At 72.1% G+C, this 20,749-nt stretch carries 15 protein-coding genes; 13 read left to right on the forward strand and 2 right to left on the reverse strand.

The genetic code is table 11. The features are described 5' to 3' along the window. Positions 1-41 precede the first annotated feature (41 nt). The 12 genes from R7226_RS13665 to R7226_RS13720 all read left to right on the forward strand — a co-directional run bounded on the left by R7226_RS13665 (position 42) and on the right by R7226_RS13720 (position 15,215). On the forward strand, positions 42-2,747 hold the full coding sequence (locus R7226_RS13665) for a DNA translocase FtsK (protein WP_318597722.1): 2,706 nt from the start codon (positions 42-44) through the stop codon (positions 2,745-2,747). 77 nt (positions 2,748-2,824) lie between these two features. After that, a complete protein-coding gene (locus R7226_RS13670; RefSeq protein ID WP_318597723.1) occupies positions 2,825-3,649 on the forward strand; it encodes a helix-turn-helix domain-containing protein in 825 nt (274 codons plus the stop codon). 16 nt (positions 3,650-3,665) lie between these two features. Next, a complete protein-coding gene (locus R7226_RS13675; RefSeq protein WP_318597724.1) occupies positions 3,666-5,048 on the forward strand; it encodes a competence/damage-inducible protein A in 1,383 nt (460 codons plus the stop codon). 4 nt (positions 5,049-5,052) lie between these two features. Continuing rightward, positions 5,053-5,661, forward strand: coding sequence for an RNA 2',3'-cyclic phosphodiesterase (thpR, locus tag R7226_RS13680; protein WP_318597725.1), 609 nt, complete (start codon positions 5,053-5,055; stop codon positions 5,659-5,661). A 146-nt stretch (positions 5,662-5,807) separates the two neighbouring features. Further along, complete coding sequence (gene recA, locus R7226_RS13685) at positions 5,808-6,881, forward strand: recombinase RecA (protein ID WP_318597726.1); 1,074 nt, start codon at positions 5,808-5,810, stop codon at positions 6,879-6,881. A 4-nt stretch (positions 6,882-6,885) separates the two neighbouring features. Continuing rightward, a complete protein-coding gene (locus R7226_RS13690; RefSeq protein ID WP_318597727.1) occupies positions 6,886-7,458 on the forward strand; it encodes a regulatory protein RecX in 573 nt (190 codons plus the stop codon). Positions 7,459-7,883: 425 nt separating this feature from the next. Then, the gene (gene rny, locus R7226_RS13695) at positions 7,884-9,326 is read left to right on the forward strand and encodes a ribonuclease Y (RefSeq protein ID WP_318597728.1); all 1,443 of its coding nucleotides are present in this window, start codon (positions 7,884-7,886) and stop codon (positions 9,324-9,326) included. Between the two features lie 25 nt (positions 9,327-9,351). Continuing rightward, the gene (miaB, locus tag R7226_RS13700; RefSeq protein WP_318597729.1) at positions 9,352-10,695 is read left to right on the forward strand and encodes a tRNA (N6-isopentenyl adenosine(37)-C2)-methylthiotransferase MiaB; all 1,344 of its coding nucleotides are present in this window, start codon (positions 9,352-9,354) and stop codon (positions 10,693-10,695) included. A 28-nt stretch (positions 10,696-10,723) separates the two neighbouring features. After that, positions 10,724-11,389, forward strand: coding sequence for an HAD family hydrolase (locus R7226_RS13705; RefSeq protein WP_318597730.1), 666 nt, complete (start codon positions 10,724-10,726; stop codon positions 11,387-11,389). After that, positions 11,376-11,804 carry a hypothetical protein gene (locus tag R7226_RS13710; protein WP_318597731.1) on the forward strand — a complete coding sequence of 143 codons (429 nt, stop codon included), beginning with the start codon at positions 11,376-11,378 and terminating at the stop codon, positions 11,802-11,804. Before R7226_RS13705 ends, R7226_RS13710 begins: the two co-directional genes overlap by 14 nt. A gap of 55 nt (positions 11,805-11,859) precedes the next feature. Continuing rightward, a complete protein-coding gene (locus tag R7226_RS13715) occupies positions 11,860-14,079 on the forward strand; it encodes an LAGLIDADG family homing endonuclease (RefSeq protein ID WP_318597732.1) in 2,220 nt (739 codons plus the stop codon). 167 nt (positions 14,080-14,246) lie between these two features. Next, entirely contained in the window at positions 14,247-15,215 is a 969-nt protein-coding gene (locus tag R7226_RS13720) for a mechanosensitive ion channel family protein (protein WP_318597733.1), read from the forward strand. Positions 15,216-15,275: 60 nt separating this feature from the next. Here the strand turns inward: R7226_RS13720 and R7226_RS13725 are convergent, their stop codons facing one another. Beyond that, positions 15,276-17,363, reverse strand: coding sequence for a HAMP domain-containing methyl-accepting chemotaxis protein (locus tag R7226_RS13725; protein WP_318597734.1), 2,088 nt, complete (start codon positions 17,361-17,363; stop codon positions 15,276-15,278). 212 nt (positions 17,364-17,575) lie between these two features. After that, the gene (locus tag R7226_RS13730) at positions 17,576-19,339 is read right to left on the reverse strand and encodes a DEAD/DEAH box helicase (RefSeq protein ID WP_318597735.1); all 1,764 of its coding nucleotides are present in this window, start codon (positions 19,337-19,339) and stop codon (positions 17,576-17,578) included. Positions 19,340-19,470: 131 nt separating this feature from the next. Here R7226_RS13730 and R7226_RS13735 point away from each other — a divergent pair, with 131 nt between their 5' ends. After that, positions 19,471-20,724, forward strand: coding sequence for a hypothetical protein (locus R7226_RS13735; RefSeq protein ID WP_318597736.1), 1,254 nt, complete (start codon positions 19,471-19,473; stop codon positions 20,722-20,724). The last annotated feature ends 25 nt before the right edge of the window (positions 20,725-20,749 follow it).

A 20,749-nucleotide genomic window follows, 5' to 3' on the forward strand; every position in this document is an offset into this window, starting at 1 on the left:
CCCAGGAGGGGTTATGCGCCCGATGTCGAACGAATCCCCGAATGGCCAGAACCAGCCGCCGTAGACCCGCGAGATCGACGAGATCCCGCTCGCGCGCTCGCGCGCGCCGCTCCACCGCTCCCGGACTCGGGCTGCCACAGCTCGCACCGCACCAGGTCGACCTGCTCGGCCTCGGCCTCGGAGCGCTCGGGATCTTCCTCGCGTTCGTGATGTACGCCGGCTCGGCCGGCGGACAGGTCGGCGATGCGCTGCGCGACGGCCTGCTGCTGCTGTTCGGCCGCGTCGCCTACGCCGCGCCGGCGGCGCTGGTGGCCGGCGGGCTGCTTGTGATCGCGCGCACGTTGATTCCGAGCGTGAGACCGCTGAGGGCTGGAGTCTGGTGCCTCTTCGGCGCCGTCGAGCTGTCGCTCGCGGCCGGCACGTTCGGGCTCGGCGGCGGCGGCCGTCCCGGCGGCGACCTGTGGGACGGCGACGTGCTGAAGGAGCGCGGCGGCGCGATCGGCGAGTCGCTCTACTGGGTCGCCTCGACGCTCTTCTCGAACGTCGGCGCCCACATCATCGCGATCTTCCTCTTCCTCGCCGCCCTCGTGCTGCTGAGCGGCGTCACGATCGCCAGCGTGCTGAGACAGGCGGCCGAGACCAGCCGTCGTGCCGCGACGCTGGCGCCGACCCGCGCCCGTTACGAGGAGGAGGAGCCGCCGGCTCCGACGCGCGCGCCAAGAGCGCGCAGACGCAGAACGATCGTGCCGGCCGACGACGACGCCGTCGTCGCGACCGATGACGAGGGGATCCCTCAGCTGCTCGTGCCGCCGGAGCTGGAGCCGGCGAGACTGGTCGTGCGCGCGACGCACGTCGAGGCGCCATCGCTCGACGGCGCCGAGCGCTACCCCGACCTGTTCGGCGACGACGACTCGCTCGCGCCGGCCGCCTACGCGCTGCCCAGCGACGATGAGGACGCGCAGGAGCCGCCCGTCGCGCCGCTCGCCTTCGACGACGAGGACGACGACGCCGACGCGCCCGTCACCGACGACTTCCCCGCCGTCGCGGCGGAGGCTGACGAGGACGAGATACCGGAGCTGGAGCTGGAGGAGCCGGACGAACCGGGTGTGACCACGGGGGCGGGCGGGGACGATCTCCCTTCGGTCGATCCGGCCGACCTGACGCCGCAGGGCCGCTATCGCGCCTCGATCACCGACTCGGCCGACTTCGTCTGGCACCTGCCCGACAGCCGCTCCCTGACGAGGTCGACGGCCGAGCAGACGCGGCCCGACACCGCCGGTCAGGAGGTGATCGCCGCGCAGCTGGTCGAGGCGCTCGAGCACTTCAGAATCGACTCGAAGGTCGTCGGCATGACCTCCGGCCCGCACATCACGCGCTACGAGCTGCGGCTGGCGCCGGGCACGAGAGTCGGCAGAGTCGCCAACCTCAAGGACGACCTCGCGTACGCGCTCGCCGCGACCGACGTGCGCATCCTCGCGCCGATCCCCGGCAAGCAGGCGGTCGGCGTCGAGGTCCCCAACGCCAAGCGCCGGATCGTCCACCTCGGCGACGTCTTCCAGGAGCCGCCGGCCGACTGGTCGCCGCTGACCGTCTGGCTCGGCAAGGACGTCGCCGGCCGTGCGATCGGCGTCGACCTCGCGAAGATGCCTCACCTGCTCGTCGCCGGCACGACCGGGGCCGGCAAGTCCGGCTGCGTCAACGCGATGCTGTCGAGCATCCTGCTGCACGCCGACCCGCACGAGGTCAAGCTCGTGCTCGTCGACCCCAAGCAGGTCGAGCTGAACCACTACGAGTCGATCCCGCACCTGCTGACGCCGGTCATCACGAGCCCGCGCAAGGCCGCCAACGCGCTCCAGAACCTCGTCAAGGAGATGGAGGAGCGCTACGGGATCATGTCGCTCGCCCGCACCCGCTCGCTGCCGGAGCTGAACAGACGGCGCGAGGAGCGCGGCGAGTCGCGGCTGCCGTACATCCTCTGCGTGATCGACGAGCTGGCCGACCTGATGATGGTCGCCCCGGCCGACGTCGAGGACTCGATCATCCGCCTGGCGCAGAAGGCCCGCGCCGTCGGCATCCACCTCGTGCTGGCGACGCAGTCGCCGCGCGTCGACGTGATCACGGGCATGATCAAGGCCAACGTCCCGTCGCGGATCGCCTTCGCCGTGTCGTCCCAGACCGACTCGCGCGTGATCCTCGACCAGAACGGCGCCGAGTCGCTGCTGGGCCAGGGCGACATGCTGTTCTCGCCGGTCGGCTCCTCCAAGCTGCAGCGGATCCAGGGCGCCTACATCGACGAGGACCAGATCGCCGAGCTGACGGAGGCGTGGCGCAGGCAGGGCGAGCCCGAGCTGCGCGACGATCTGCTCGAAGAGGTCGAGGACGAGGACGCGCCCGAGGAGTCGGCCGCCGACGACGGCTTCGACCCGGACGAGGACCCGCTGCTGGAGGAGGCGATCAGCCTCGTCGCGCAGATGGGGACCGCGTCGACCTCGATGCTGCAGCGCCGCCTGCGGCTCGGCTACACGCGCGCCGGCCGCCTGATCGACATGCTGGAGCGGCGCGGGATCATCTCGGGCTACGAGGGATCAAAGCCGCGCCAGGTGCTGATCACCGAGTCCGACGTGCCGCGGATCCTCGTCGCGCTGGCCGAGAGAGCCGGTCCGCCGCCCGGCGAACGGGCCGGCGACCAGATCCCGCTGCCCACACCGGGAAGCGGCGCACCGGACGACGATCCCACGCTCTCGTGAGCGCCGGTCCGCCGGCCCCGGCGCTTGCAGGAATTTCGCCACGCCTTTGACCGCTCGGTCGATAGCCTTCGCAGCGAATGCCTGAGATCGGCCCCACTCTTCGCGAGGCGCGCATGCGTGCCAGGATCGACATCACCGAGGTCGAGCAGGCGACCAAGATCCGCGCCAAGTACCTGCGTGCGATCGAGAACGAGGAGTGGCAGCTGCTGCCCGGCTCCACGTTCGCGAAGAGCTTCATCCGCACGTACGCCGAGTTCATCGGCGTCGACGCGCGCTCGCTGGTGGAGGAGTACAAGCTCCGCTACGAGCGCCCGAGCGAGAGCGAGCTGAGGGCCGTCAGCAGCCCCGGGCTCGCGGCGCGTGACCGCCGCGGCGGTCGCGGTTCGAGCGGACGCGGCGGCGTGCGCGGGGGCGGCGGCGGTGGCGGCGTGCCGCGTTGGGCGATAACGCTCGGCCTGCTCGTCGTGCTGGTCGGCGCACTCTACGTGCTCGGCACGCGCGGCGGCGACGACGACGGCGGCACCGACACGACCTCGACGCAGGCGCAGACGACCTCGACGACGAGAAGAGGCGGCCAGCGCAGAAGAACGGCGCAGAGAAGAGTCACGCCGGCCGCGCCGACGCTCGCCGGCGTGCGCCTGACCCCGACCGGCGACGTCTACGTCTGCGCCGTCGACCAGGACGACAGAGTGCTGATCGCCGGCGCCACGTTCACCGCCGGCCAGGCGGTGCCGCTGCTGAGAGCGAGATCGCTGCGGATCACGCTCGGCAACAGCCAGGTGACGATGAGAGCGAACGGCAGAGCGGTCGAGGTTCCGGCGTCGTCGGAGGCGATCGGCTTCGAGGTCACCACGAGAGGCGCGGCGCCGATCTCCGGCGACCAGCTGCCGACGTGCACGTGAGCGCGGACGTGCTGCGGTGAGCGTTCGCGCCGGCATCGTCGTGACGGGGACCGAGGTCCTCAACGGGATCATCAGAGACAGCAACGGCCCGTGGCTGTCGGAGCGGCTGCGCGAGATCGGCGTCGACGCCTCGCACATCGTCGTCGTCGGCGACCGGCCCGAGGACCTGCTCGCCGCGCTGCGCTTCCTCGCGGCAGAGAGCGTGGCGCTGATCGTCACGAGCGGCGGCCTCGGCCCGACCGCCGACGACCTCACCGGCGAGGTCGTCGCACGCTTCCAGGAGCGGCCGCTGGAGCTCGACGAGGCGCTGTTCGGGCGGATCGCCGAGATCTTGAGACCGCTGCTGTCGCGCTGGCCCGACCTCGACCGCGAGGCCGTCCTGCGCTCCAACCGCAAGCAGGCGCTCGTGCCCGCGGGCGCGACCGTGCTGGAACCGGTCGGGACCGCGCCGGGGCTGGTCGTGCCGCCTGCGGCTGGGGACGGCGCCGGTCCGACGGTGCTCGTGCTCCCCGGGCCGCCGCGCGAGCTGCAGCCGATGTGGCGAGCCGCGTTGGAGACCGGCGCCTTCCAGGCCGCCGTCGTCGGCGCCGGCACGTTCGAGTGGCGGATCATGCGCCTGTTCGGGATCCCGGAGTCGGAGATCGCCGAGACGCTGCTGGTCGCCGAGCGCGATGGCCTGGCGCTCGACCCGCTGGAGATCACGACCTGCCTGCGGCGCGGCGAGATCGAGATCGCGACGCGCTACGCGCCGACGGACGCCGCTGCCTATGCGGCGTTCGAGGCGTACGTGGCGCGCCGCCACGGCCCGCTGCTGTTCTCGACCGACGGCGCGACGATCGACGCGCAGGTCGCGTCGCTGCTGCTCGGCGAGGCCGGCGCCGGCGGGGTGGGGGACGCAGCCGGCGCGCGTCCGGCCCGCACCGTCGCGACGGCCGAGTCGTGCACCGGCGGGCTGCTGGCCGGCCGCCTGACCGACCGCGCCGGCTCCTCGGCGTACGTGCTCGGCGGGCTCGTCGTCTACTCCAACGCGGCGAAGGTCGCGCTCGCGGGCGTCTCCTCTGAGCTGCTGGAGCGGGTGGGGGCGGTCTCATCCGAGGTGGCGGAGGCGCTCGCCGACGGAGCGATCGCGCGCTTGGGGAGCGACGTGGGGGTCGGCATCACCGGGGTCGCGGGCCCGGGCGGCGGGACGCCGGAGAAGCCGGTCGGACTGGTGTGGGTGAGCGTCGCGCTGCGCGACGGGCCGCGCCTGACGCGCAGGCTGTCGCTGCCCGGCAACCGCGCCGACATCCGCGACCGCACCACGACGGTCGCGCTGCACATGCTGCGGCGCCTGCTGATCGAGGCAGACGCGCCACCGCCCGGCGAGGCGGCGCCCGGCGCAGGTTCCGACGCCGCCTGAGGCCGTGGCCGGCGAGCGCATCCGGCTGTTCGCCGCGCTCGATCTGCCCGAGGAGGTGCGCGGTGCGCTGGTCCGCTGGCGTGCGCCGTTGCTCGCTGCCGAACCGCGTCTCCTGCGCCCGGTCGCGTCCGATGCGCTGCACGTCACGCTCTGCTTCCTCGGCCAGGTCGACGCGGCAGAAGCCGGGGCGATCGGTGCAGCCGTGGTGGCGTCCGCCGGCGGCGACGCGCCGGGCGGGCTCGCCGGCGAGCCGGGGCCAGTGCCCGGCCTCGCGCTCGCTGACGCGCTCTGGCTTCCACGTCGCGCTGCGCGCGTGCTCGCGGTCGAGCTGGTGGATGCCGGCGGCGCGCTGGCGCGGCTGCAGGCGCGCGTCGCGGGCGCGCTGACCGCCGGCGGCTGGTTCGAGCCCGAGGCGCGGCCCTTCCTGCCGCACGTGACGGTCGCCCGCGTGCGCGCCCGCGGCAACGAGCGCGCGGCGCGCGAGCTGGCCGCGGCGCCGCTGCCGGGCGTGCCGTCGCTGGCCTTCGACGGCGCCGCCGTGACGCTCTACCGCTCGCACCTCGGCGGCGGCGGGGCGCGCTACGAGCCGCTCGCGCGCGCCGACCTGCGCTGAATCGGCGCAGTCTCTGCGCAGACTCGCGTAGCGCTTCCGCTGCCGCAGCGCCTAGCCTGAACGGGCGACACGATCATGTGTTCGTATTCCGTCCGACGCAGGGCGTACTTTCATTGACTCACGACGTGACCAAGGAGCTTCCAGTAATGAGCGAGCAGGACAAGGCCGCGAAGGCCCGCGACGCCGCCCTGCAAGGGGCGCTGACACAGATCGAGCGCCAGTTCGGCAAGGGCACCGTCATGCGGATGGGTGACCCGGGCGCTCGCGTGAGAGTCAACGCGATCCCCACCGGCGCGCTCTCGCTCGACCTGGCGCTCGGCATCGGCGGCGTCCCGCGCGGACGCATCGTCGAGGTCTTCGGCCCGGAGTCATCCGGTAAGACGACGCTCGTCTACCACATCATCGCCGAGGCGCAGAGACTCGGCGGCGTCTGCGCCTTCATCGACGCCGAGCACGCGATGGACCCGCTCTACGCGCAGAGAATCGGCGTCAACATCGACGAGCTGCTCGTCTCGCAGCCCGACTACGGCGAGCAGGCGCTCGAAGTCGCCGACATGCTCGTGCGCTCCGGCGCCGTCGACATGGTGGCCGTCGACTCCGTCGCCGCGCTGACGCCGCGCGCCGAGCTCGAGGGCCAGATGGGCGACCAGACCGTCGGCGTGCAGGCGCGCATGATGTCGCAGGCGATGCGCAAGCTGACGGCGAACCTGAACCGCACGCAGACGATGTGCCTCTTCACGAACCAGATCCGCGAGAAGGTCGGCGTCATGTTCGGCTCGCCCGAGACGCAGCCGGGCGGTCGCGCGCTGAAGTTCTACTCGTCCCAGCGGCTCGACATCCGCCGCATCGAGACGCTCAAGGACGGCACCGAGGCGGTCGGCAACCGCGTCCGCGTCAAGGTCGTCAAGAACAAGGTCGCGCCGCCGTTCAAGCAGGCCGAGTTCGACATCGAGTTCGGCCACGGCATCTCGACCGAGGGCTGCCTGATCGACTACGGCATCGAGCACAACATCGTCACGAAGTCGGGCTCGTTCTTCTCCTACGAGGGTGAGCGGCTCGGCCAGGGTCGCAACAACGCGAAGGGGTACCTGAAGGAGCACCCCGAGATCGCGCAGCAGATCGAGGACAAGATCTACGCGGCGCTCGGCTTCGATCGCGACCTCGTCGCTCCGATCGAGCACGACGAGAAGACGCCGGAGGCCGAGCCCGCCGCGGCCTGACCTCGTGCAGCGAACTGGCTCAGAGGCGGCCGAGCAGGTCGAGGCGGCCGACCTGGGCGCGCCGGTCGAGCGCGACACGCGCACGAAGGAGCGCGCGCTCGACCCGGCGCTACGACTCCAGAACGCGCTCGACATGGCCTTTCGCTACCTCGGTCCGCGGGCGCGGACCGAGGTCGAGATGCGCCGGTACCTGGAAGGCAAGCGGGTCGAGCCCGAGACGATCGAGCAGGCGCTGACGAGCCTGCGCGAGCAGGACTATCTGAACGACGTCCGCTTCGCGCGCGAGTTCTCCGAGGACAAGCGGCTGCTGGAGGAGTGGGGCGCTGACCGCATCGAACGGCGGCTGCTGGCGCTCGGCGTGCCGATCGGGATCGTCCGCGAGGCAGTCGGCGCGCGCGGCCGCGACGACGAGCGGGAGGCGGCGATGGCGCTGGTGCGGCGACGTTTCCCGGCGCTGGAGAACGACCCCCGCGAGCTGAAGCGCGCGATCGGCGTGCTCGCGCGCAAGGGCTACGACTCCGAGCTGGCGTGGGACGTCGTCCGCGCCCACGCGCGCGGCGGCGACGTCTTCGACTGAGGCGCGGCGGCGCGGCCGCCGCGCGCGTGGGAGTCGGCGTCGCCGCGCCGCTCGCCGCCCGCGGAGCCGGCGTCGCCGCGCCACGGCGTGCAGCTCAGCGCCCGCGATTGCGTCAACTGTTGCGCAGTACTACGATCCCGGGCAGCGAACGACTGGCCCCACGTGGGCATGAAACTGCCGCAAACACCCCTGAATCCTGGAACCAGACCCTTCATCCGTGACTGCCCGACACCGCACGTCTGCAGGCATGTTGCCCATGCAACACGCACCACGAACGCCGGCCTGACCGGCATCTGAAGGGCGGCGCCGCGGCGCCGCACCTGGTGTTCAGTTCCGTGCTCCTCGCACGGCCCGTCCGCCGCTACCCAAACGGACAGTGAGCTGCAGCCCGGCCGACCAGCCGGGCTGTGAGGAGAGGAACGGCAATGGAAATCGTGATCGCGGCAGCAGTGCTGGCAGTGGGCCTGATGGTCGCTGCCGCGCTCAACGCGAAGCGGAGAGGCGGCCATGCCGCGGAGGCGAACGCTCGCGTCGCCGCCGACATGGACGAGGCTCTGCGCGAGCGGCGCGCCGAGATCGTGCGGATCGAGGAGCGGATCCTCGGCAAGGAGGAGTCGCTCGACGCCCAGCGCGCCGACCTCGCGCGCCGCGAGCGCGCGCTCGACGACCGCGCCGAGGTGCTCGCGCGTGACCTCGACACCGCGGCCGAGCGCCGTGCCGAGTACGAGCAGGCGCTGGAGCGGCTCGCCGGCGTCTCCGCCTCGCAGGCGAAGCAGATGCTGCTGAAGGACCTCGAGGACGACGTGCGCCACGAGTCAGCCAAGCTCGTGCGCCAGATCGAGGAGGAGACCAAGCGCGACGCCGACCGCCGCGTCCGCAACATCCTCTCCGTCGTGATGCAGCGGATCGCCGCCGGTCACGCGACCGAGACGACCGTCTCCGTCGTCCAGCTCGCCTCCGACGACATGAAGGGCCGCATCATCGGCCGCGAGGGCCGCAACATCCGCGCGCTGGAGAACCTCACCGGCGTCGACTTCATCATCGACGACACGCCCAACGCGGTCGTGCTGTCGGGCTTCGACGGCGTCCGCCGCGAGACCGCCCGCATGACGCTCGAGAAGCTGCTCCAGGACGGGCGCATCCATCCGGCGCGGATCGAAGAGATGTACTACCAGGCGAAGTCGGAGCTGGAGGAGCACGTCCAGGAGCTGGGGGAGGCCGCCGTCTTCGAGGCGAAGGTCCAAGGGCTCGACCCCGAGCTGATCAAGCTGCTCGGCCGCCTGCGGTTCCGCACCAGCTACGGCCAGAACGTGCTCGCCCACTCGGTCGAGTGCGCCAACCTCGCCGCGATGATGGCGCACGAGCTCGGCGCCTCACCCAAGACCGCTCGCCGCGCCGCGCTCCTGCACGACATCGGCAAGGCCGTCTCGCACGAGATCGAGGGGCCGCACGCGCTCGTCGGCGGTGACCTGGCGCGCAAGTACGGCGAGCCCGACGCCGTCGTGCACGCGATGGAGGCCCACCACAACGAGGTCGAGCCGCAGACGGTCGAGGCCGTGATCGTGCAGGCCGCCGACGCGCTCTCCGGCGCCCGCCCCGGCGCCCGCGGCGAATCGCTGGAGCAGTACGTCAGACGGCTGCGCGAGCTGGAGCAGATCGCGACCCGGCACGAGGGCGTCGACAAGGTCTACGCGATGCAGGCGGGCCGCGAGATCCGCGTGATCGTCGCGCCCGGCGCGATCGACGACGACGGCGCGACGCTGCTGTCGTTCGCGATCGCCCGCGAGATCGAGAGAGAGCTCGAGTATCCGGGCCAGATCAAGGTGACCGTGATCCGCGAGTCGCGCGCGGTGGAATACGCCAGATGAGGTGCCGGGGTACGCTAGGGCGACGATGAAGCGGTATCACGTCACGACGTTCGGCTGTCAGATGAACGAGCACGACTCGGAGCGGATGAAGGGCATGCTCGAGTCGATCGGCTACGCCGAAGCTCCCGATGCCGACGTCGCCGACCTGATCCTCTTCAACACCTGCTCGATCCGCGAGGCGGCCGACAGCAAGTTCATGGCCCACCTCGGCCACGCGAAGCGGCGCAAGCGCGAGCGCCCGGACGTCGTGATCGGCGTCGGAGGCTGCTGGGCGCAGTCGGTCAAGGACGAGGTCTTCCGCCAGTTCCCCTTCGTCGACGTCGCCTTCGGTCCCGGCCAGGTGCACAAGCTCGCGGAGTTCCTCACGAGCGAGTCGCTGTCCGCGCAGGGCTACTTCGAGTTCGAGGGCTTCGCCGGCGACCTGCCGGAGAAGCGCGCCCGCGAGTTCCAGGGCTGGGTGCAGATCTCCGTCGGCTGCAACATGGCCTGCTCCTACTGCATCGTCCCGTCGACGCGCGGCCGCGACGTCGGCCGCCCGTTGGAGACGCTCGTGCGCGACGTCGAGCGGATGGCGTCGGAGGGTGTCAGCGAGGTCACGCTGCTGGGCCAGAACGTCAACGCCTACGGGCGCGACCTCGCCAGACGCGGCTTCCCGCGCGCGAGCTTCGCCGAGTTGCTCACCGCGATCGACGCGATCGACGGAATCGAGCGGATCCGCTACACCAGCCCGCACCCGCAGGACATGAAGGAGGACGTGATCCGCGCGCACGCCGAGCTGCCGGCGCTGTGCGAGCACGTCCACCTGCCGCTGCAGTCGGGCTCCTCGCGGATCCTGAGAGCGATGCGCCGCACCTACTCGCGCGAGCGTTACCTCGACCGCGTCGCGCTGCTGCGCGAGCACGTCCCGGACGTCGCGCTGACGACCGACGTGATCGTCGGCTTCCCCGGCGAGACCGAGGAGGACTTCGCGCAGACGCTGGAGCTGTGCGAGGAGGTCGCCTACGACGGCGCCTTCACCTTCGTCTACTCGCCGCGCCGCCACACCGAGGCCGCCGACCTGCCCGACCAGGTCCCGCACGAGGTCAAGGTCGAGCGGATGGACCGCCTCGTCGAGGTGATCCAGCGGCGCGCGCACGAGCGCGCGCAGCGCTTCGTCGGCCGCACGATGGAGGTGCTGGTCGAGGGTCCCTCGCGCAAGGATCCGACGCGCCTGCGCGGCCGCTCGCGCCACAACAAGGTCGTCAACTTCACCGGGCTCGCGCAGCCGGGCGACTACGTCCACGTCGACATCGAGCGCGCGACCAGTCAGACGCTGACGGGCGAGGAGTCACTCGTCGCGCGCGCCCTCGGCGCCGCCACCGCGCGCTGAGCCGGCCGGCGCCGCCTCGATCTCTCCGATGTCCGCTCCCGGTCTCGTCATCTTCGACTGCGACGGCGTGCTCGTCGACAGCGAGCCGATCTCGATGCGCGAGCTGACGCGCGCGATCAACGCCGTCGACGTCGAGATGAGTGAGCGCGAGGTCAGCACCGTCTACGCCGGCGGCACGCTGGAGGCGATCCAGCGCGATGTCTCGCTGCGTCGCGGCGGTCCGCTGCCGAGCGGCTGGATCGACGACTTCTACAGCGCCCGCGCGGAGGCGTTCGCGCGCGAGCTGAGGCCGGTCGCCGGCGCGCGCGAGACGGTCGAGGCCGTCCAGCGGCTGGGGTGGGAGACCTGCATCGCCTCGCAGGCGCGCGTGGTGAAGATGGAGCAGACGCTCGTGCTGACCGACCTGGCCGATCTCTTCCCGCCCGAGCGCGTCTTCTCCGCGACGATGGTGCGACGGCCGAAGCCGGCGCCCGACCTGTTCGTCCACGCCGCGCGCGAGTGCGGCTGGGAGCCGGATGCCTGCATCGTCGTCGAGGACTCGGTCACCGGCGTCCGCGGCGCCCGCGCCGCCGGCATGCGCGTGCTCGGCTACGCCGCCCGCAACCGCCCCGAGGACGAGGCGATGATGCTCTCCGCCGCCGGCGCCCAGATCGTGCGTGACATGCGCGAGGTGCCGGGGCGTGTCGCGGTCTAGAAGGCGCGAGCGGCGCAGCCCGCGCGACCAGCGGATCTGGGACCGCTTCGGTCCCGAGCGCAGACTGATTCGCAAGGACGAGCCGTTCGAACGGTGGTGGCGCGCGGTCGGCTTCCGCGAGCTGCGCCAGCTGTTGCTTTGGCGATGGGATCCGGTCGGCGTCGCCGACTTCTTCCCGGCGACCGAGGACGAGTACGACATGTACGCCCGTCCACTCGCCGAGCTGCTCGCAGACGGGTGCGACAGCGCTGCGGTCACGGCCTACCTCGAGGAGATCGAGCGGGACGCGATGAACGATCCCGGTGCCGCCGCCACGCCGGAGCTGGGCGAGGCGATCTTCGAGTGGTACGACGAGTCCCGCCAGCACTACGCCGATTTCGGCGACAGCTGGGCACGTCTGCAAGACCGGCTCTGAGCCACTCTAGGGACGAGCATCCGGCTTCGTAGCTGAGCAGGTTGCCATCCGCCGCATGTGCGAACATACGTTCGTGCGCTGGGACAACCTCACGATCACCGCCGACGAGGCGACCCGCTTGCCGGGGTACAGAGACGACGCCGTCGTGCGCCGCTTCGACGCACCCGAGGCGCTCGACATGCGCTTCTACGAGGTCCATTCGAGATCGGCGCTCAACCGCGTCCCCGCGCAATCGCGGATGCCATTCAGATGGACCATCAACCCATATCGAGGCTGCAGCCATGCATGCGTGTACTGCCTCGACGGCGAGACGCCGATCCTGATGGCGGACGGCAGCACCCGACGGCTCGCGGCGCTGAGAGTGGGCGATCGGATCTACGGCACCGAGAGAGTCGGCCGCTACCGCCGCTACGTCGAGACGGAGGTACGCGCGCACTGGTCGAGCATCAAGCCGGCCTATCGCGTGACGCTCGAGGACGGAACTGAACTGGTTGCCAGCGCCGACCACCGCTTCCTCACCGGCCGCGGCTGGAAGCACGTGCTCGACGAGCCGGGCCCCGGCCAGCGGCCACATCTGACGACGAACGACGTGCTGGCGGGGACCGGCGGATTCGCCGCGGGTCCGATGGAGGACGCCGACTATCGCCACGGCTACGTCTGTGGAATGGTGCGGGGCGACGGTCACCTCGGAACCTACGAGTACGCGCGTGCTGGACGGTCCCTTGGACGCGTTCATCGCTTCCGCTTGGCGCTGAAGGACCGCGAGGCGCTGGAACGCACCCAGAGCTATCTGTTCGACGCCGGGATAGCGACCGACGAGTTCGTCTTCGCGGAGGCGGTCGGCGCACGAGCGCGCATCTTGGCGGTGCGGACACAGCGACGGGCGGGCGTGGAGGGCATCGAGGCGTTGATCGCCTGGCCGGTCGAGCCGAGCGAATCGTGGAGCAAAGGGTTCCTCGCCGGGATCTTCGACGCAGAGGGCTCGTGCAGTCAGGGTGTGCTGCGGATCTGCAACAGCGATGCCGAGCTGATCGCCTGGATCGAACGCTCGCTCAACCGCTTCGGCTTTCAGTTCGTGACCGAGCCGCGAGGCCCGAACGGGGGGCGGAACGTCCGGCTCGGGGGCGGTCTCGCAGGTCGGCTGCGGTTCTTCCACCTGACCGATCCCGCGATCATGCGCAAGCGCGCGATGGCGGGAGCGGCGCTGAAGACGAGAGGATCGCGGCGAGTGGCATCGGTCGAGCCGCTCGGGCTCGCGATGCGGCTCTACGACATCACGACCGGGACGGGCGACTTCATCGCCAACGGTGTCGTGAGCCACAACTGCTTCGCTCGGCCGACGCACAGATACCTCGACTTCGGGCCGGGGCGCGATTTCGAGCGCGAGATCGTCGTGAAGGTGAACGCGCCGGAGGTGCTGCGGGTTGAGCTGGCGCGGCCGCGGTGGAGAGGGGAGCACGTCGCGCTGGGGACGAACACCGACCCGTACCAGTGGGTCGAGGGGCGCTACAAGCTGATGCCCGGGATCTGGGAGGCGATGCGAGACTTCCGCAACCCCTGCTCGGTGCTGACGAAGTCCCCGCTGCTGCTGCGCGACCTGCCGCTGATGAAGGAGATCGCGGCCGTCACCGACTTCACCGCCAGCCTCTCGATCCCGACGCTCGACGAGAAGGCGTGGCGGGCGACCGAGCCGCACACGCCCCATCCGCGGGCGCGGATCGAGGCCGTCGCGGAGCTGAACCGCCAGGGGATCCCGACCGGCGTGCTGATCGCGCCGCTGATGCCGGGGATCAACGACGCGCCGCGGCAGATCGAGCCGCTGCTCGACGCCTGCGAGGAGGCCGGCGCGGTCTCGATCGGCGGGATCGGCCTGCACCTGCGCGGGGACGTGCGCGGCGTCTTCATGGACTGGCTGCGCGCGACGCGGCCTGACCTCGTTCCGCGTTACCAGCGGCTCTACGCGCGCGGCGCCTACGCGCCGAGGGAGGAGCGTGCTCGGCTGGCGGCGCTGCTGCGCGGGCGCGGCCGGCGCGCGCCGACGTGGCGGCTGCGCACGCGCGAGCGGCCGCAGGGCGCGCTTCCGGGGGCGGCGGAGCTGCGCGGCGAGAGGGCGTCCTCGCTGTTCGACGGGGCGACCACGCTGCGGGGCGAGGGGTCGGCCTCGACGGGCGGCCGCAGCTGGGCGGCGCGCGGACAAGACGGCGGCGGGGGAGGCGGGGCGGGCGGCGTTACGCCAGCCCCGCCGCCGGCCGCCGTGCAGCAGGCGCTGTTCTAGAGCGCCCGCCGCCGCTGAGCGCGACGCGGGCGGGCGCGAGCGCGGGGCCGCGGGGCGGCGCGTCCGGCGGGGCTTGAGGCGGGCGGGGCTTGAGGCCGGGGCGGGGGCGGGGCGCGCGTGACGGTTCTCACGCGTCGCGGCTGGCAGGCGCGGGTACGTCCCCGCTGATGGGCTCGAAGACCAAGCGCTTCAAGGGCAGCCGCGAGCGGGCGCTGGAGCGGATGCTGCAGACGCGCTCGCACGCGTGGGAGGAGGTCGGCCTCGCGCGGCAGCTGGGGCAGAGAGCGGCGAAGCGCGCGCGGCGGCAGGCGCTCGTGCTGCTGCCGCTGCTGATCGCCGTGCTGGCGCTCTACAACTACCGCGGCGACCTGTTCGGCAAGGGCTGGGACACGCCCGTGCGGATCTTCACCGTGATCGCGCTCGTGATCCTCGGCTGGGCGTTCGCGCGCGACGTCGGCCGCGCGATCGCGCCCGACCTCTTCCGCCGCATGGACCCCGGCACCGCCGGCACCGTCGGCTTCCTGCTGCGCCTCACGACCGTCGCGATCTTCACCGTCGCCGCGCTGCGGATCGCCGGCATCCGCCCGGAGGCACTCGCCGTCGGGGGCGCCTTCACCGCCGTCGTCATCGGTCTCGCCGCCCAGCAGACGCTCGGCAACCTGATCGCCGGCACGGTGCTGCTGAGCGCGCGACCGTTCCGCGTCGGCGAGAGGGTGCGGCTCCAGGCTGGCGGCCTCGCCGGCGAGGTCGAGGGCGTCGTCAGCTCGCTCGGCCTCCTCTACACGACCTTCGCGCGCGGCGAGGACCGCATCATGGTCCCCAACTCGGTCGTCCTCAGCGCCGCTGTCGTGCCGCTGCGCGAACCGGCCTCGGTCGACCTGCGCGTCCGCCTCGGCCGCAGCGTCAAGCCCACCGAGGTGCAGGCGATCCTCCAGGACGCGATCACCGTCCAGCTGCGCAACCGCCCCGACATCGGCCTCGAGGAGCTCGCCGGCGAGGAGGTCGTGATGCGGATCCGCGCCACGCCCGAGTACTCCGACGAAGGCGCGCGCCTTGCCGACGAGATCCTCACCGCGATGGGCTCCGTCAGCGACGCGCACGCGCCCCCCGCCGCCACCGCCTCCGGGGAGGGGTGACGGCGCACCCGCGCCCGGTGGGAGCCGAGCGCGGAGGGGTGACGGCGGGACGCTGAGGCCTCAGGCCAGCACGAACTGCCCGACGACGCGCTCCAGCTGCTGGGCCGAGCTGGCCAGGCCGTGCGCCGAGGCGGCCAGCTCCTGGCTCGCGGCCGACGTCTGCTGCACCGACGCCGAGACCTGCTCGGTCGACGCCGACGACTGCTCGGCGACCGCGACCACCTGGGCCATGTTCTCCTCCATCGCGACCGCGGTCGAGGAGATCTGCTCGACCGCCAGCGCGATCTGGCCGACGCGGTTGGTCATGTCGTCGACGCTCGTGCCGATCCGCAGGAACGACTCGCGCGCCTGCGACACCGTCGCCACACCCTCGTGGGTGCGCGCCGCGCCGTTCTCGACGACCTCGACCGCGCGCCCCGTCTCCGTCTGGATCTGCGAGATCAGGCCGGAGATCGACGACGCCGCCTGCTGCGACTCCTCCGCCAGCTTGCGCACCTCCTCGGCGACGACCGCGAAGCCGCGACCCTGCTCGCCCGCGCGCGCCGCCTCGATCGCGGCGTTCAACGCGAGCAGGTTCGTCTGCTCCGCGATCCCCGTGATCGTGTCGACGATCCCGCCGATCTGGTCGGACTTCGCGCCCAGCTCGCGGATCGTGTCGGTCACCGCCGCGGAGGACTGCTGCACCGCCTGCATCGCCTCGGTCGCCTCGGCGATCGCGCTCGCGCCCTCCTCGGCGACCGTGCGCGCCTGCTCGGCCGCAGCCGTCGTGCGCTCCGCGTTGCCGGCCGACTCGCGCGTGACCGCGACGACCTGGCCCGTCAGCTCGCGTGCGCGGCCGAGCGTGTCGACCTGCCGCTGCGCGCCGGAGGAGATCTCGCCGACGGCGCCGGCGATCTCGTCGATCGTGCCGCCGGTCTCGGTCGAGGCCGTGACCATCTGGCGCGAGGCGTCGGAGACGGTCGCCGCCTCCTGGTTGATCTCGCGCACCATCCCGGCGACCTTGTCGCGCATCGCGTTGTAGCCGTCGACCGAGCTGTGCGCCCGCGCGAGCATGCGGTTGAAGATCGTCGCCAGCCGTCCGGCATCCTGCCCGGCGGGGACGGCGATCGGCTCCGCGGTGGCGCTCGCGTCGCGCGTCAGGTCGCCCTGCGCGACGGCGGCCAGGCCCTGCTCCAGCGCGGTCAGGTCGCCGCGCTCCAGCTCGTCCATCCGCTCGATCAGCAGCTCCAGCGACGACTGCTCGCCGAGCGCCTCGCGCAGCGTCCCGTTCATCTCCGCGAAGGCGACGCCGAGCGCGTCGCGCTCGGAGCGCGGCACGATCTCCCGCGACAGGTCGCCGGCTGCGATCCGCTGCGCGGCGCCGGACGCCTCCTCCAGATAGGCGACCATCTCGCGGAAGGCGTCGACCGTCTGGCCGATCTCGTCGCTCGATCTGATCGTCAGCTTCTGCTCGACGTCGCCCTGCGCGATCCCGCGCGCGGCCGTGAGCATCTGCTTCAGCGCGCCGCCGATCCAGCGCGAGAACAGCCACGCCAGCAGCAGCGCCGCGACGACCGCGAGCGCGACCAGCACGAAGATCAGCGTCGTGCCGGAGCTGACCGAGTCATTGGCGGCGTCGGCACGCTCGTTGGAGAATCTGACGATGATTCTGCTGGTGTCGCCGATCGTCATGTGGGCGATCTCGAACGTTCTGTCGATCGCCGGCCCGTTGATCGCGGCGTAGGCGGCGCCGTAGTCGCCCGCGTCGGCCAGCGATCTGAACGTCGCGCTGTCGTCGACGTATCTCTGCCACTGCTCTCTGAAGGTCGTGAGCGCGGTGCGCTCCTCGTCGGTCGTCGCGGCTCTGCGCGCGCCGTCGAGCATCCCCTCCATCCACTCGAGGCTGGCCGTCGCCTGTCTGGCCCAGTGGGCGCCGGATCTGCCCTGTGAGAGCGCGGCCACGTAATGCAGCTGGTTCTCGCGGTACATGTGCAGCATCGCGTTCGCGTAGCCGATCGACTGCAGCGCCGGCACCGTCGTGTCGCTGAACCGATCGGTGCCGTCGCGGGTGCTGTTCATCTTCGAGATGCCGATCGCGCCGACCGCGGCGATCAACACGGCGAGCACGAGAAAGCCGCCAAGCAGCTTCGTGCGGACGCTCAACTTCAAGGGGTCCTCCTTGGGCCTGGTGTGGCGGCGCTCCCTGCCGCTCGCCGACGGCCCCCGATGGCGCGTCAGCGTTCCTGTTCTCCTCGGAGGTCGGACGGAAGTGGGCAAACTTGACCACTTCCGAACATCTGTCCGCTGTCAGTGTGCGGACAGGGGGTAGGCCGCCGCGCGGGTGCGTGCGGCGGAGCTGCCGCCGCGCGGGCGGGCGAGCCTCAGTCGGACTGCTCGGCGGGCGCGGTGCCGCGCTCGTAGCGCTCGCGCCGGACCGTCGCTCTCTTGCCCTTGACCGTGCTCGATCGCAGCGCGGCGATCACGTTGTCGGCCGCCGCCAGCGGCACCTCGACGAGCGAGAAGCGGTCCTGGATCTCGATCGCGCCGATCTCGCGGCCGGTCAGCTGCGACTCGCCCGTGATCGCGCCGACGAGGTCCTGCGGCCGCATCCCGACCCTGCGGCCGAGACCGACGTAGATGCGCGTCGTCGGGCCGCTCGGTCCACGCCCGCCCGGGCCCTTGCCGCCCGGCCCGCCCGGACCGCCGCGCCCGGGACCGCCCGGCCCGCGTCCCGGACCGCCGGGCGCGCCGCGCTCCTTGAACGGGCGCGGCTGGATGTCGGGGATCTCCTGCTCGTCGTCCTCGCCGCCGCCGAGCGCCTCGTGCGCGAGCTTGACCGCGGCGAGCGCGACCTCCATCACGTCGAACTCATCGGTCAGCGTCTCGACGACGACGCGGAAGCGGTCGAGGCTCGTGCCGCCCTCGGCGTTGTCGAGCAGCGCCTCGCCGAGCGCGGCGCGCGTCATCTCCATCCGCCGCGCGTGCAGGTCGGCGACGGTCGGGATCTTCTCGATCGGGATGCGCTGCTTCGTGACGCGCTCGATCGTCTTCAGGTAGCGGTGCTCGCGCGGCTCGGCGAGCGTGATCGCCGCGCCCTCGCGCCCGGCGCGCCCGACACGGCCGATGCGGTGGACGTACGACTCCGGCGAGGAGGGCACGTCGTAGTTGAAGACGTGCGTGAGCTGCTCGACGTCGAGGCCGCGGGCGGCGACGTCGGTCGCGACGAGCAGGTCGGCGGCGCCGGTCCGCAGCCGGTTCATGACGCGGTCGCGCTGCTCCTGCGTCATGCCGCCGTGCAGCGCCTCGGCACGGTAGCCGCGGCCGTTGAGCGACTCGGTCAGCTGGTCGACCTCGTCGCGCGTGCGGCAGAAGACGATCGCGGCCGTCGGCGACTCGACGTCGAGCACGCGCCCGAGCGCCGCCGGCTTGTGCGCCCGCGCGACGACGTACGCCCGCTGGCGCACCAGCGGCGCGCCGCCGGCCGGCGTCTCGCGCGCGATCTCGATCCGCACCGGATCGGTCAGGTGCTGGCGCGCGATGCGGTCGATCCGCGGCGGCATCGTCGCGGAGAAGAGGACCGTCTGGGCTCTGTCGGGAGTCACCTCGAGGATCGCCTCGATGTCCTCCGCGAAGCCCATGTCGAGCATCTCGTCGGCCTCGTCGAGCACGACCATGCCGAGCTGCGCGAGATTGAGCGTGTTGCGCGAGATGTGGTCCTGCACGCGCCCCGGCGTGCCGACGACGACGTCGACGCCGCGCTTGAGTGCGCCGAGCTGCCGGCCGATCGGCTGCCCGCCGTAGATCGGCAGCACCCGCGCCCCCAGCGCCCTGCCGTAGCGGTGCAGCGCCTCCGAGACCTGGTGCGCCAGCTCGCGCGTCGGCACCAGCACCAGCGCCGCCGGGGCGATGTCCTGGCGGCCGGGCGAGAGCAGCTCGAGGATCGGCAGCGCGAACGCCGCCGTCTTGCCCGTCCCCGTCGCCGCCTGGCCGAGCAGGTCGTGACCCGTCAGCAGCGGCGGAATCGCCTCGCGCTGGATCGGCGTCGGCTCCTCGTAGCCGAGTCTCGCGAGCGCGTCGAGCAGCTCGGGGCGCAGCGAAAGATCTGCGAAGGTGGTGGTCTCGTCGGGGGAGGCGGGGATCGTCATCGCCCCCCATTGTCGCCGGGATCGCCCGTCGCTGCTGTGCGGGCGTCGTAGCGCGGTCGCCGGGGCCGTCGCGGGATCGCTCGGGGATCCACCCGATGGGAGCGGCGGAGCGCCAGCGGGAGGCTGTGCCCATGCCCTCCACCGACCTTCCCAGCGCGCGCCGTCGCGGCGCGCTCGCGGCCGCCGTCGCCACGCTCGCGCTGCTGGCGCCGGCCGCCGGCGCCGCCGGCGAGACCGCCACCTTCCGGCTCGACGCGACCGGCAGCGGCAGCTACAGCGCCCATCTGACCGGACCGATCAGCACCCGCGACGAGACGGCCAGATTCTCGTGGACCATCTCCGTCCCGCAGCTGACCTTCACCGACGGCAGACTGACCTACATCGGCGGCGGCTCGACGGCGCTCGTCGCCAGCGCGACCTACGCGAGCGAGGACAGAGGCAGCGACGGCAGAGTCTCCTGGAGCAGATGCGCCGGCGACTCCTTCCTCGACCCGGGCAGCCCGTCGTGGGACATGGACCGGCATGCCGTGCCGATCGACGGGGCCGCGGAGATGCTGCTGTTCCGGCCGCTGCGGGGCATCGACGTGACGACCAGATGCGTCGACAGCGCGGACAACGAGTTCGAGGCCAACACGCTGCTCAACGACGCCGAGGGGCTGCCGCTCGGCGACATGGACTTCGACAGCGCCTTCTCGCTGCCGCAGGTCGCGCTCGACCACGAGCTGGTGATCGTGCCGACGAGATCGCGCCCGTCGGCGCAGACGCGCCTCTGCATCAGCTGGAACCCGGCGACGATCTGCGACTTCCAGTGGACGCAGGAGCTGCGCTTCACGCGCATCGACGGCGGTCCGAGAGCGCCCGTCACGCCGCCGGTGACGCCGGCCCCGGCGGAGCCGCCGAGAGCGCCGGTCGTGGTCGCTCCGCAGCCGGCGAGACCGTTCGCTCCGGTCGTCAATCGCGGCGACGCGAGACTGGCGCCCGGCGCCCGCAGCGTCACGTTCACCGTCAGATGCCCGGGCGGCTGCAGCGGCAGCGCGACCGCGACCGCCGGGCGCAGAACGGTCGGGAGAACGGCCGTCACGGTGCGGGCCGGAGCGAAGGGCGGCACGCAGCGGATCACGCTGCGGTTCGGCTCCAAGGCGGCGCGGGCGGCGATCAGACGCGCCGGCGGCGTGCGGATCGCGCTGACGCTGAGAGCGGCCGGCGGCGGTGCCACGGCGACACGTTCGATCACCGTCAAGAGCGCGAAGAGCGGCAAGCGCGCGCAAGCGGCCAGGAGCGCGGCGAGCGGCACGCGCGCCCAGGCCGCGGGATCGCGACGAGCATCACGACGCGCCGGAATCAGGTATCAGCGAAGACGCCCGAAGCTCCATAACTGCGGTTGATGCGGCGACAGCCGGCGCAGGTGGG

Source organism: Conexibacter stalactiti (assembly GCF_033542075.1).
GTDB classification, from domain to species: domain Bacteria; phylum Actinomycetota; class Thermoleophilia; order Solirubrobacterales; family Solirubrobacteraceae; genus Conexibacter; species Conexibacter stalactiti.